Source organism: Bifidobacterium dolichotidis (genome assembly GCF_003951975.1).
Taxonomy (GTDB): Bacteria; Actinomycetota; Actinomycetes; order Actinomycetales; family Bifidobacteriaceae; genus Bifidobacterium; species Bifidobacterium dolichotidis.
This window is the reverse complement of the sequence record NZ_QXGM01000002.1, coordinates 270,089-283,096: the sequence shown is the minus strand read 5'-3', so window position 1 is coordinate 283,096 and position 13,008 is coordinate 270,089. Positions and strand designations below refer to the sequence as shown.

The following is a 13,008-nucleotide window of genomic DNA, read 5'->3' as shown; positions in this document are numbered from 1 at the left end:
TACGTGAAAACTTACGTTCACTTCTATGAATGAAATGTACGCCGGATACTGCTCATTCATAGTTTCAAACAATGAGACGATAAGGCACTCGGAGGCCGTGAGGTAAGTATTTCTCAAATAATGCGACGGACAGTAGCCCAATGTGTAAGTTCTGTGCGATTTGAGAGCTGGAGCTTGCGAAGTACTGCACTCATATGAGTTTCTACTGTTTTTACGGAGATGAATAATTCCGCTGCAACTTCGCGATAGGTGTACCCGCGTGCGATGAGTCGCATCACTTCTTGTTCTCGAGTAGACAGTCGATTGAATTCATCATCATCTGCTGAATCAGCATCACCAGCCCGACTACCAATGGACAATAATGGATGCGGTGCTGCAATTACTTCAGTGCAGAACACCTCGTGATTATTCGCAGTAGTTACACGGATATGTTTTGTATTCGGTTTTGCTTGCTGAGCGATAAAGCTTCCATTTCGTTTAAATAGTAGCGATTCGGAAGGTTACAGTTTCTAGCAAACTTGTCATATTTCTCATGAACCTACTATCGCTGTAACCGTCGCTGATGAAGTATCCCATTCTGTAGCGCTTAAGAAGAAATCAAACAAATATCTGAGTGGTAACCTCGAAACCATGGAAGAGCACCAAACACAGCAATCGCCAGTGAACAAGCAGTCGTCTAGCGATGCACAGTCAAGGAAGACGCAAACCCAGCACAATATGCAGGCTCAACAGCCACAGGCAAATGAGCATCAGCCTGCAACATCCAAGAACCCAGCTTCACCGCGTCGCTCACTTATGGATATTGATGCTTCTGCTATTAAGGTTTCACCGTCGGTACTCGAACAAGAACGTCGAGAAATGGAAGCTCGCGCTCATAAGCTCAAGCGCAACCGTATCTTCTTAGTTGCCGGCGTGATTGTTGCCGCTATCTGCATGATTCTGCTCGTTATTATGTAGAGGCCGTTCACAAGATCTAGTATTCGACGTAGTGCTGGGTTTATGTAACTCACTTATGTGCGGGACTTTCGTAAGACGCTGAACATTGTAATGAGGTGAGAGTTGCGGGCTAGGGTAGTCGGTATGACTTCCCAAACCCAGCAAACTCCCGCCTCACATTTATTTGAGGCAACAGGGGTAACATGCCAGATTCCGTCGGAGAACGGATCTCGCACGATTTTTGAAGACCTTAATTTTTACGTTGACCGAGGCGAAATCGTTGATCTTACAGGTCCTTCAGGCTCTGGAAAATCAACATTATTAACTGCATTCGCACGTCTTAATGTGCGTACCAGTGGCACGTTTACTGTGAACGGCGTGGATTCATCGACTATGACACCACAGCAATGGCGAGAGCAGGTATCGTATTTGCCTCAAACATCCACACTTATGGGATCAAGCGTGGCTGAAGCAATCCGCTTGCCATTTACGTTCAAAGTACGCATGGGAGAAAGCGAACAATCAGCAGAAGAAGTACTCCCGGATACAAAAATTCGAGCCATGCTTGATTCCATCGGCTGTTCGGATATCAATCTAGACCGAAAGCCGCGTGAACTCTCAGGTGGTCAGGCTGCGCGAGTCTCATTAGCACGTACTTTATTAACCGAGCCAAAGGTCCTACTTGCTGATGAGGTAGATGCTGGTTTGGATCCTGAGAATGCTGATCTTGTAGGCCAGATCATGCAAGAAGCTGCAGAACGAGGTATGGGAATTATCCGAATTCGCCATCGTGCAACTGATCATCGTGCTACGCGCATGTATGAGCTCGCGCATGGTCAACTCAAGGTAATTTCCGCTGAAGATGCAGAGCAGGGAGGCGAAGCGTGAGCGGCAGTATTGCTAGTACATATACCGTCATTGACGTATGGGGTCTCGTGCTGGCCATGGTTATGGTCTGCGCTGCGGCGGGTATTTCAGTTGCAATGAAGTTGGGCGTCGCGCGCTCGCTGGTATGGGGATCGGTGCGCTCGCTGATTCAGCTGCTCGTCATGGGCATTGTGCTGACCTATATCATTCGTTGGAATAATGCGTGGATAACGGTCGGATTGCTATGCGTTATGGTGCTTGCAGCTGCTCAGATTGCGATGGGCCGCGCCAAAGGTGCGCCAAGTGGCATGATTGGTATCGTTCTGCTGTCTTTGGCCGTCACCATGTTGCTCATGATTACGGTCGTTGTAGAAATTATTATTCGACCAAAGAACTGGGCTTCTCCGGAATTGATTATTCCAATTACTGGCATGCTCCTAGGTAATGCAGTCTCAGCTTTGGCATTGGGACTGAACCGATTCTTTGATTCGATGCGAGAACGTGCTGATGATGTACAGACGATGCTTGCTTTAGGTGCGACGAAGTGGGAAGCTGCACGTCCTTCAATTCGTAATTCGGTCAAGCTTGGATTGCTGCCATCTATTGCAAAGCTTGAAACATCAGGAATTGTCATGATTCCAGGCATGATGGCAGGCCAGATTATTTCTGGTGAGAGCCCATTCCAAGCAGCGAAATATCAGTTTGTATTGCTTACGGGTATTGCTGCACTGACGCTTGTTGCGGATGCCATTATTTTGGCGCTGGTATATAAGCGCTGCTTCACGTCGTATGACCGTTATTTGGTACCACCGCCAGCTCCAGCGCTTTCACTGAAAACGCTCAAATCTATGTTCCGCAAGGATAGCTTGAAGCACTTGCTTGAGCACGGTACTGATTCTGCTACAAAGTCTGCTGATAAAGCAGAGAAGTGAGTATTGCTACACCGCTGTTCACTGCGAAGCTCCGTTAAGATACTCACGCTGAACAGTTGAGCCACTCGAGCAGCGAAATGTTGTGAGATTGACATACTGAGAAAAGCCGAACCGCACATAACGCGATTCGGCTTTTTCTTGCTCTACAGCAAGTTCGTCTGCAGCGCACAAAGAAGAGAGAGTAATTCGCTTATATGCGGGGAGAAAGGTCGTTTATTTTGGTAAGCCATTCTTGTGCCTGGTAATTCGCTTATGTGCGTGGATGGAAGTGGTTCAACTTCGAAGTTCACAACGTTGAAGATGCAAATCGCTTATGTGCGGGTATAGCTAAATGGCTATGAAAAGCTATGAAAATAGGTACAAGAAAACCCCAGAGAAACCTGCTCTCTGGGGTTAAGAAGTCGGGCTGGCGAGATTTGAACTCGCGGCCTCTTCGTCCCGAACGAAGCGCGCTACCAAGCTGCGCCACAGCCCGATTGTCCTACGGACAACGGTCGACATTTTACGCTTAAGTGTGGATTGGCAAGGTTTGGTGTGTTGGTGGGGTGGTGTGTTGTGCTATATGCGTGAGTGTTCTGCCGCGGCGGTAAACTAAGTCGTGGCCGAGAATGGTGAGCATATGTGTGGCGTGAGTGATTCTGCCGCAGCTCCAGAAATTAATGAGATTGATGTGACAATGACTGAAACGCAAGAAATTTCTGAACAAAATAACTCTGAAGAAAACGAGCAGACGCCAACCATGACAACTGTGGAGCGTGCTGAACTGCTGCTCTCGCAAGATAAGGCGATTCGTGAGCGTATCGACGCTGGCGCAACGCTCGACGAGGCTATTGACCCGTCGAATAAGGAGTTTGGTCCAAACGCTCACCCTGAGCAGGTGCAGATGCGCGTCGCTAAGCGCGCCATGATGCTCAAGGATGGTGAGAACCCTTACCCTGTTACGCTCGACGTGACCGACACGATTGAAGACGTTCGCAAGAAGTATGACGGCAAGCTCGAGCCAGGTCAGGAGACCGAGGACGTTGTCGGCATTGCAGGCCGCGTGCTGTTCATCCGTAACGCTGGTGGCCTGTGCTTCGTGCAGCTCGCAGCAGGCGATGGCACGAAGATTCAGGGCATGCTTTCGAAGAAGGAACTTGGCGCTGATTCGCTGAAGCGTTTCAAGCAGCTCGTGGACCTTGGTGATCACCTGTTCCTCAAGGGTCGCGTTATTGCTTCGAAGACCGGTGAGCTTTCGGTGTTCGCAACTGAGTGGGCAATCGCTGCTAAGGCTCTGCAGCCACTGCCAGCTCTGCACAAGGAACTCAACGAAGATACGCGTACGCGTAAGCCATACATCGGCATGATCGCTGACGAGCGTATCCGCAACATGGTGCGTAACCGTTCGAAGGCTGTTGCTTCGCTGCGTCACACGTTTGAGAACCACGGCTTCCTTGAGGTTGAGACGCCAATGCTGCAGACGATTCACGGTGGTGCAGCTGCTCGTCCATTCACGACGCACATGAACGCTTTCGACCTTGATCTGTACCTGCGTATTGCTCCAGAACTCTTCCTGAAGCGCTGCCTCGTTGGTGGTATTGATCGCGTGTTCGAGATTAACCGCGACTTCCGTAACGAGGGCGTTGACGCAACGCACGCTCCTGAGTTCACGATGGTTGAAGCTTACGAGGCTTACGGCAACTACGACACGATTGCAAAGCTGACGAAGGAGCTCATCCAGAAGACGGCTATGGACGTGTTCGGTTCGCTCAAGGTCACGCTGCTTGACGGCACGGAGTACGACTTCGGTGGCGAGTGGAAGCAGATGAGCATGTATGACTCGCTGTCTGAAGCACTCGGCGAAGAAGTAACGCCAGAGACGAGCATTGATAAGCTCGGCGCTTGGGCTGACAAGCTTGGCGTAGAGCGCGATGAGGTCGAGAACCGCGGCAAGCTTGTTGAGCACCTGTGGGAGCACTTCTACGAGGACAAGCTGTACGAGCCAACGTTCGTGCGTGACTTCCCAGTTGAGACGTCGCCACTCGTTAAGGGCCACCGCTCCAAGCCAGGCGTTGTGGAGAAGTGGGATCTGTACGTGCGTGGCTTCGAGCTGGCAACCGGTTACTCCGAGCTCAACGATCCAATCGTTCAGCGTGAGCGCTTCGTTGCTCAGGCTAAGGATGCTCTGGCTGGCGATGAGGAAGCTTGCGATATCGATGAGGACTTCCTTGAGGCACTCGGCGTGGGCATGCCACCTGCAGGCGGCATGGGCATGGGTATCGATCGTCTGCTGATCGCTCTGACCGGCGCCACTATTCGTGAGACGATCACGTTCCCTCTCGTTAAGCCTCTGGCTGCTTGAGTTTTCTAGCTGAGTTTTAATTTCTCAGTTTGCAAGAAGCGGTGATTCCACCTTCGGAGTCACCGCTTTTCGTATATCAAGGCTGTTACGCAGCTACTTCCGCACATAAGTGGGATGCAATAAATTTCATACCCCTGCGCATAAGTGAGATGCAGTAGACCCTGTGTCATGCACGTAAGAGAGATACATTAAACCCTGTTGTTACACACGTAAGTGAGATAGATGTTTTATGTAATTTAGGGGGTATTTTTCTCACATCGTTCGTATTTTCAGCAGACACTCAGCAAACTCTCCTTAATCTTGGGGTAAAGAGTGAGCCGATATACCGAAAAGAACGTTGGTATGCGGCTACAGTGGCAACTAGTGAGTAGTCAAGCGGATACGTTCAGATCTAAAAATTTGCGAGCCGCTTGGAGAAAACGTGAGTTAGTCCCAAGGAGGAACCATGGAGCAGAACTCCGAGCAAAAGAATGGAATGGCTCAGCCAACACAGGCAGCACAGCAGGCTCAGCCAATGCAGCATGAGCAAGCGGCTCAGCCAGCACAGAATGTGCAGAATCAGAACCAGCATGATGTTTCAGAAGGCCCGCTGATGGCTCAGCCAGGTCCTCCAGTGATGCCTCCAATCGAGACGCAATTCCCTGGTGTGGATCAGGGCCTGCCTGGATACGAACCATCTATTGCCGAATATGGCACAACGCCTTACGAGACTGCACAAGCAAGCCAGCCATTGCCAGAGTCTGCGAACGTAGCAGATCAGGGAGCCTCGGATCCATCTGCACAGCAGATTCCTGTTCAGCAGGCACAGGCAGCTGGACAGCAGCAGAATGCGCAGAATGCGACGGCCCAGACGAATGCTTCAATGCCAAATCAATCTGCTCAGGCAACGAATCAGCCGACGACTCTGCAGACGCAAGGATTCCTTGCTTCGGCTTCTCGATCCGTCAAGATCGGTCATAAAGCATTCGATGTTTCGCTGTTGATCACGATTGTTGGTGCGATCATTTCGCTGATTGGAGTCTTTGTTCCATACGTTGGCATCTCGTTTATGGGACAAGAACGATGGGCAACGCTGATGAGCATGTCTACGACTGTTTCTTGGGTTGTTCTGGTGTTGCTTGCTGAGATTGTTATTCTCGCAGCTTGCAAGGAAGCCTTTGCCGCATTGGTGTTGAATGCCAACTTGGCAGTATTCATGGTGTTTGTTGTTTCGAATGCTTCTTCTTTGGCAGATATGACTGGCCAGAACGCCTACATGAAGGTACAAACTGGTGCTGCTCCATGGCTTCTGATTATCGGCATGATTGTGATGCTCGTCGGAACTATCGTGATGTTCTACAACCAGCACGGTAAGAAGCTCAACAACAAGAGGGTTGCTGCTATGCAGTCAGCTGTGAGCGACCAGTATGCTCAGTCGGTGAGCAACTACTACAACAATGTGCCAAATGCAGCAGCTGCTCCAGCTCAGGGACCAAGCGACGCATACGCTGCCTCGGTTAGCGATTACTACAATGCATCCGATGCACAGCAGCAGACTGCTCAGGGTCAGATGCCAGCATCTACTCAGGCATCTCAGGCAGGTCAGCCAAGTCAGCCAGCTCAACCAGCTCAGGCTCCAGTGTCTGCAGCTCCAGTGGCACAGTCTGAACAGCCTACGGTTCAGATGCCTGTAAACCAGAACGTTGCACAGGAGGCTCCAGCAGCAGCTGCTCCAGCCCAGACGAACCTAGTACAGGAGGATCCACAGGCTCCATCTCAGCAGAACTAATACGTAATTAGTTTGCATTCCTAGGTGCAGCGAGACATTAGTCTTGCTGCATCTTTTTTGTTGTTACGTCCTAGATGCCACCGCACATAACTCAAATCGAATGAACTTTAGTTTGCATAGTGTTAGAAGCCGCACATAAATCAATTGCCTTACGTGCGTGAGAGAAGAGCGTGAGATGCTGATTTCTGACTTATGTGCGGTGAGAGTATTTTTAAGTGGAGTAGAGATACGCGATTGGTAATCGTGATCAGCAATTAAGCATTTGCAATATAAGGCTTGGTATTTTCAATGACACTCACTGACTTCATTCAAGGGGCACGTTTGCGCACACTGCCACTTTCTGTGGCTGCTGTGGTGACTGGGACAGCTGCAGCCACAAACTGGATTTGTACGCAAGTCATGTTCAGTGGAATGAGCTTACGTGAGTTCTCTTCTTGGCGTGAGTTTATTTGCCCACTCCTGTTATGCCTAGGCGTTGCTGTTTTTCTGCAGATCGCAGCTAATTTTATGAATGATTATTCTGATGGCATCCGTGGCACTGATGACCATCGTGATGCCAATGCTCCTCGAAGACTCGTGGCACAAGGTGTAGCACCGCGTCAGGTCCTTCACGCGGCACAAGGCATGGTGGTACTCGCGTGCATCTGTGGAATCATCACGGTGATACTAACAGGGCGGTGGCCGCTGCTTATTCTTGGTGCAGTTTCTATTGTTGCGGCGTGGTTCTATGTGGGAGGAAGTCATCCTTATGGATATCACGGCATGGGTGAGATTTCGGCTTTTCTCTTCTTTGGACCTGTTGCCGTGCTTGGAACGCAGTATGCAATTTGTGGCAATCTAACATCTTTAGGACTTCTTGGCAGCCTAGAGATGGGACTCTTATCTATGGCAGTTTTGAGCATCAACAATCTCCGTGATGTAAAGAATGATGCTCAGTGTGGTAAACGAACATGGATGGTGCGTCTTGGTCCGCAGCGTGGAACAGTTTTGTTTTGCACGTTACTGATCATCTTTGTAGCGCTTCTTGTTGTGCTATGGATTGGTGCAGCTCGTTCATTTAATGGAGTTTCTGGCGAATTACTATGCGCCATCATTGCTTGTATTGGCACTATCTGCGCGGTTTTATTTGCTGCGAATGTAGCGCATCAGGTTGCAAATGAACGGTACGGCGTTGCAATGGCCATATGTTCCTCACTATCGCTTGTTTTTGCTGCAACGTATGCATTGCTGGCGATTGTGCTTGTATAGCCTCGTACTTCCTTTATATAGGTATATGTCTTATGTGCGGGAAAAGAGTAATAAAAAGAAGTACAAAGCTTTGAAATGAAGTGAGGAAACCCTCTAAAGAGGGGAGTGAGGAGCCTCAGTACACGGAAACGTGACGTTTTCAAGTAAATTTTGCGGAAATGTTACGGGTTTGTGCGGCCGTAACGTTAGACTGTGGAGTCATGACCTATAAATTGATTCTGCTCCGACATGGTCAGAGCGCATGGAACAAGACAAACCAGTTCACTGGCTGGGTTGACGTCCCACTGACTGAACAGGGCGTTGAGGAAGCCAAGAACGGCGGCCGCCTGCTCAAGGAAAAGAATGTCCTTCCAGACATCGTTTTCACTTCGCTGCTGCGTCGTTCGATCAACACGGCAAACATTGCTCTTGATGAGGCAGATCGCCTGTGGATCCCTGTCAAGCGCGATTGGCGTCTGAACGAGCGTCACTACGGCGCTCTGCAGGGCAAGAACAAGTCCGAGATCCGTGAAGAGTACGGTGACGAGAAGTTCATGCTGTGGCGTCGTTCCTACGGCACCCCACCTCCAGAGATCGATCCAAACGACGAGTACGCTCAGAACAACGATCCTCGTTACGCTGGCGATCCAGTGCCAGAAGCTGAGTGCCTGGCTGATGTCGTCGCTCGCGTGACGCCATACTGGGATGCTGAGATCGTTCCTGAGCTCAAGTCCGGCAAGACCGTCATGATTGCTGCTCACGGCAACTCGCTGCGCGCAATCGTGAAGATGCTGGACGAGCTGACCGAGGATGAGATTGCTAAGGTGAACATTCCTACGGCAATGCCGCTGGTCTACGAGCTCGACGAGAACATGAAGCCAATCAAGAAGGGCGGCGAGTACCTCGATCCAGAGGCCGCTGCTGCTGGTGCTGCAGCTGTGGCTGCACAGGGCCAGTCCAAGTGATTGACTGAATAGTTTTATAGAAAAGACCCGTCTTTATGGCGGGTCTTTTTGTTTTGCTGATCAGGCTGAACACAGTAGTAGACGGAATGTTATGTGGCATCCGCACATACTGCAGTTGGCTTATGTGCGAAAACACCCATAGCTTTTATGGGGGTAAATCCGAATTTATTCCCGAAATATAGCGGATACGCGAACAACAGAACTCGGGAGTACTGACGGCTATGGTTGCTTGGCAGAAGTTAAAGAGCTTGATAAGACAGAAAGAAGGTCATCATGAAGGCGTATGTCGTCGAAAATGAAGAAGCACGTAGCTTAGACCAAGTCGTTCTGAAGGATATGCCAAAGCCAGTCCCGGCTAAGGACGAAGTGCTCGTTAAGGTGCACGCAGCTGGCCTGAACCCAGTTGATTACAAGCTTGTTGAGGGTGGCGTTGAGAAGTGGACGTACCCACATGTACTAGGTTTGGACATGGCCGGCGAAATTGAAGCCGTGGGCGAGGACGTGACCGACTTTAAGATTGGCATGAGGGTCTCGGGCCATCTGAACTTGGTGAAGGATGGCTGCTTCGCTGAATACGTAGCTGTTCCAACCTACGAGCTGGCTGAAATCCCAGAAAACGTGACGTATGAAGATGCTGCAGCTCTGCTGTGTGGCGCTTTGACCGCATACCAGGCTATCGAGCGCAAGCCAAATCTGAATAATGTGCATACGGTGCTGGTCCAGGCCGGTTCTGGTGCTGTTGGCTCGCTGGCAATTCAGTTCGCTAAGCTCCACGGTCTTGTCGTCGCAACGACGTGCTCGACTGAGAAGGTTCCTTTCGTTGGCTACACGAGCGCTGACCACATCATCGATTACAAGACGCAGGACGTTGCTAAGGAAATCGATGAGTTCACGGATGGTCACGGCGTGGACCTCATTGTGGACCCTGTGAGCGGCGCAATGGCTGAGAAGGACTTTGACATGTTGGCATACAACGGTCAGCTGGTCACGATTGTGGATGTTCCACCAATCGATGCAGATCGTATGTTTAACAACGGCTTCTCGTTGGATGTTGTTAACCTTGGCGGCGCACACGAGTCCGGTAATCCTGAACAGAAGCGTGATCTCGGCCGTATGAACGCAGAGGTGCTGAAGCTGGCATCCGAGAATGAAATTGATCCATTGCTCGGTACCGTGTTGCCATTCGAAAAGCTTGTGGATGGCCTTCGTCAGATTAAGAACCACGAGAACTTCGGCAAGCTCGTTGTCAGCTTCGATCACACTGAGCGTCTTCAGTAATTATGAGCTATCAAACTTACTCAGTTGAGTGAGTTGAATGTTCCATATTGAGGCATCTAATTATCTGAGAAATCAAGCATAAAAACGTCACGTAACTGTATTGGTTACGTGACGTTTTTATATAAGTAGTTGAGACTTATATCAGTTCAGAAATCTAGATATAGCGGCGGATGCTTGAACTAAATTTCTGCTGAGCTGATAGATCAGTCGATATCAGTGCCCTCGTCTGGCGTTGGCTCCTTCGTTGGATCGAAGCCCGAAACAATGTATACGACGCGGCGGGATGCAGAAACAGCATGATCACCGAGACGTTCCATAAAACGACCAATCAGCACAACATCGACGAGCTGCTGGTGCGTAACATTCCACTTGTCGTCAACGGCAAGTTCGAACGTCTTCTTATGAATCTGATCGAGTTTGTCATCGTCGCGAATGATCTGCTCAGCAACTTCGGTATCACGGTCAGCAAGCATCGTAACGAGACGATCAGCCGTAACGTCAAGGAAGTCCTGCATCTGCACGAACAAATCCTGAGCACTTGCAGGAATTGGGGACTGTGGGTACGTGCGGCGAGCTGCTTCAGCAATATGACGAGCCAAATCGCCCATACGCTCGAACGTCACCGACAGGCGCAGCGTAGCAACAATAACACGCAAATCCGTAGCCACAGGGCTCTGACGAGCAAGTAACTTCACACACTGATCAACAACAGAAGTTGCAATTTGGTCAGTTTCAACATCCATATCAATAACATGCTGGGCTGCATCCAGGTCCTGCTTTGTCAGTGCAACACCTGCGCAATGAATAGCGTCACGAACATTTCGTGCCAAGTGATCCAGATCATCAGCCACAGCCTTGAGCTCTTCGTTGAACAGCACGCGCATCGGCGGCCTCCTCCTTCATGTCGTCTACGTTTCCTAGAACGACAAAGCTTTAACTTCCATGCTTCTTGCAGAATACTGGTCGCTCCACACCACAGTTTAGAGGAAGACATGCCAGTTAGTGCGCATTCACATCGAATTCTACAGAAGTTCGACGCTTGTTCATGTTCAGCGAGTTTTTCTCGCTTATGTGCGGTGGAGTTAGTGAGTTTTATTTATTCCTGCTTCCCCACACATAAGACAAGTAGCTTATGTGCGTGATAGAAGGGTAGAGGAACGTCTATTTCTGCCCCGCACGTAAGGTAATTAGCTTATGTGCGGGAAGAATTATGAGTGATGTGAAGTATTGAAATCGGCGAAAAAGAGCGGAATGCTGTGATATGTGTAAGAATATGGCTATGCAACATCTGAATGGATCAACAGTCATATTTGTGGCGTTTATATTGCTTGGCATTGCTGCAGTACTCGGGCTGTGCGTGATCCTTTTCAGTTTTCTTTCCCCATTATTTGCGCGTTTATGGGATAGCACCATCTCGTCGGGTGCAGTGAGCCGTTGGTTCCGGAAGCTACGCCATGCAGACGATTCTCGTGATGACGAAGAATATGGCGATGATGTTGATGCAAGTGTTGCTTCATTATTAGCTTTATTACCCGCTGCGGCAATTGTTGTTGATGAAGACAACGAGGTTATTCGATCTAATCCTGAGGCATATCAGTTAGGTGTGGTGGCTAATGACGTTATCGTTGAGCCACAGATCGCAGATGCTGTGAAACATGTCCGTGAAACTGGCGGCATGATGTCACTTGATGTCACTACTTATACGGCAAGCTTGTTGCCACATGTAGCGGAAAAGAGTGACTCGAATGCTAGCGCTGTGAGCGCAGCAAAGAAGCAAAGTACGAGTGACAAAAATGCTCTGACACAAGAAGCTGTTGATAAAGAGGTGAGTAGGCCGAACTGGCTGAAAGTTCGTGTTGGCAGTATTGATGAACATTTTGTTGTGGTGCTTATTGATGATGTTAGTGAACGAATTCGCTTTGATCAGGTTCGTGACGACTTCATTGTTAATGTGAGTGAGCAGCTGCTTAAGCCTGGTGCGGATCTGCGAAAGCTGGCTGATTCTCTGGAACGTGGTGAGACGAGTCCTGATCAATTAGCGGAGGATGCACGACGAGTCCGTATTTCAAGTAATCGTGTAGACCATATGGTCTCTGATCTTCTGCTGCTGATTAAGGCGCAGGAACCTGTGCAGCCATCGAGTGAGAATATCATCAATCTGTTTGATACGGCTGTTCAGGCTGTTGATGCTTTGCAGAATATGTCGCATAGTCTTGATGTAACAGTCAAGGTTACAGGTGAAACAGATGTGCTTGTTCACGGTGATGCTGGCCAATTGCGGTCTGCAGTTACCAAGCTTGTTGAGAACGCAATGGAATACTCGTTTAAGGGCTCCATGGTTAATGTGATTGTTTCACGAGCAGGATCGGGCCACGATGCTCAATTGCGAGTTATTGATCGAGGTTACGGTATTCCTCTGCAGGATCAGGATCGTATTTTCGAACGATTCTATCGTGGGCCAGAACAACATGATCGTAATGATGATGGTGTTGGTCTTGGTCTTGCCATCGTCAAGCATGTTGCGCTTACACATCATGGAAGCGTTGGTGTATGGAGTCGTCCAGGTCAGGGAAGTACTTTCACGTTGCTGCTTCCTCTTGTATGAGATAGTGCCGTTATGTGCGGCTGGTGGAGCTAGTGAAGTAATCGAGAAATAAAAAAGAGGGCTTAAAGCCCTCGAAAAATGCCGTGAAT

10 protein-coding genes, 1 tRNA gene and 1 pseudogene are annotated in these 13,008 nt (G+C 49.5%); 9 read left to right on the top strand and 3 right to left on the bottom strand.

All coding sequences use genetic code 11. The features are described from left to right. Positions 1 to 113 precede the first annotated feature (113 nt). Positions 114 to 326: pseudogene (locus D2E26_RS05035) on the bottom strand (response regulator transcription factor); the annotation flags it as partial. A gap of 304 nt (positions 327 to 630) precedes the next feature. On the opposite strand from D2E26_RS05035, the gene D2E26_RS05030 reads away from it, so the two are divergent. The 3 genes from D2E26_RS05030 (at position 631) to D2E26_RS05020 (ending at position 2,735) form a co-directional block, all read left to right on the top strand. Then, positions 631 to 957 (top strand): hypothetical protein, encoded by a 327-nt coding sequence (locus tag D2E26_RS05030; protein WP_125963605.1) that lies wholly within the window; start codon positions 631 to 633, stop codon positions 955 to 957. Between the two features lie 123 nt (positions 958 to 1,080). Then, positions 1,081 to 1,824 (top strand): ABC transporter ATP-binding protein, encoded by a 744-nt coding sequence (locus D2E26_RS05025; RefSeq protein WP_125963604.1) that lies wholly within the window; start codon positions 1,081 to 1,083, stop codon positions 1,822 to 1,824. A gap of 8 nt (positions 1,825 to 1,832) precedes the next feature. Further along, on the top strand, positions 1,833 to 2,735 hold the full coding sequence (locus tag D2E26_RS05020) for an ABC transporter permease (RefSeq protein ID WP_420897210.1): 903 nt from the start codon (positions 1,833 to 1,835) through the stop codon (positions 2,733 to 2,735). Positions 2,736 to 3,136: 401 nt separating this feature from the next. Here the strand turns inward: D2E26_RS05020 and D2E26_RS05015 are convergent. Then, positions 3,137 to 3,210 (bottom strand) — tRNA-Pro (locus D2E26_RS05015). A 201-nt stretch (positions 3,211 to 3,411) separates the two neighbouring features. Between D2E26_RS05015 and lysS the strand changes: the two genes are divergently transcribed. The 5 genes from lysS to D2E26_RS04990 all read left to right on the top strand — a co-directional run bounded on the left by lysS (position 3,412) and on the right by D2E26_RS04990 (position 10,314). After that, on the top strand, positions 3,412 to 5,076 hold the full coding sequence (gene lysS / locus D2E26_RS05010; RefSeq protein ID WP_125963920.1) for a lysine--tRNA ligase: 1,665 nt from the start codon (positions 3,412 to 3,414) through the stop codon (positions 5,074 to 5,076). A 445-nt stretch (positions 5,077 to 5,521) separates the two neighbouring features. Then, complete coding sequence (locus D2E26_RS05005) at positions 5,522 to 6,844, top strand: hypothetical protein (RefSeq protein ID WP_125963602.1); 1,323 nt, start codon at positions 5,522 to 5,524, stop codon at positions 6,842 to 6,844. Between the two features lie 288 nt (positions 6,845 to 7,132). After that, positions 7,133 to 8,092: a 1,4-dihydroxy-2-naphthoate octaprenyltransferase gene (gene menA, locus D2E26_RS05000; RefSeq protein WP_125963601.1), complete on the top strand. Its 960-nt coding sequence runs from the start codon at positions 7,133 to 7,135 to the stop codon at positions 8,090 to 8,092. A 200-nt stretch (positions 8,093 to 8,292) separates the two neighbouring features. Continuing rightward, positions 8,293 to 9,036, top strand: a complete 744-nt coding sequence (locus D2E26_RS04995) for a phosphoglyceromutase (RefSeq protein WP_125963600.1) — start codon at positions 8,293 to 8,295, stop codon at positions 9,034 to 9,036. A 273-nt stretch (positions 9,037 to 9,309) separates the two neighbouring features. After that, entirely contained in the window at positions 9,310 to 10,314 is a 1,005-nt protein-coding gene (locus D2E26_RS04990) for a zinc-binding dehydrogenase (protein WP_125963599.1), read from the top strand. 203 nt (positions 10,315 to 10,517) lie between these two features. Here the strand turns inward: D2E26_RS04990 and phoU are convergent, their stop codons facing one another. Beyond that, on the bottom strand, positions 10,518 to 11,198 hold the full coding sequence (gene phoU / locus D2E26_RS04985; RefSeq protein ID WP_125963598.1) for a phosphate signaling complex protein PhoU: 681 nt from the start codon (positions 11,196 to 11,198) through the stop codon (positions 10,518 to 10,520). A gap of 542 nt (positions 11,199 to 11,740) precedes the next feature. Between phoU and D2E26_RS04980 the strand changes: the two genes are divergently transcribed. Then, a complete protein-coding gene (locus D2E26_RS04980) occupies positions 11,741 to 12,919 on the top strand; it encodes a sensor histidine kinase (protein ID WP_241218883.1) in 1,179 nt (392 codons plus the stop codon). Positions 12,920 to 13,008 lie beyond the last annotated feature (89 nt).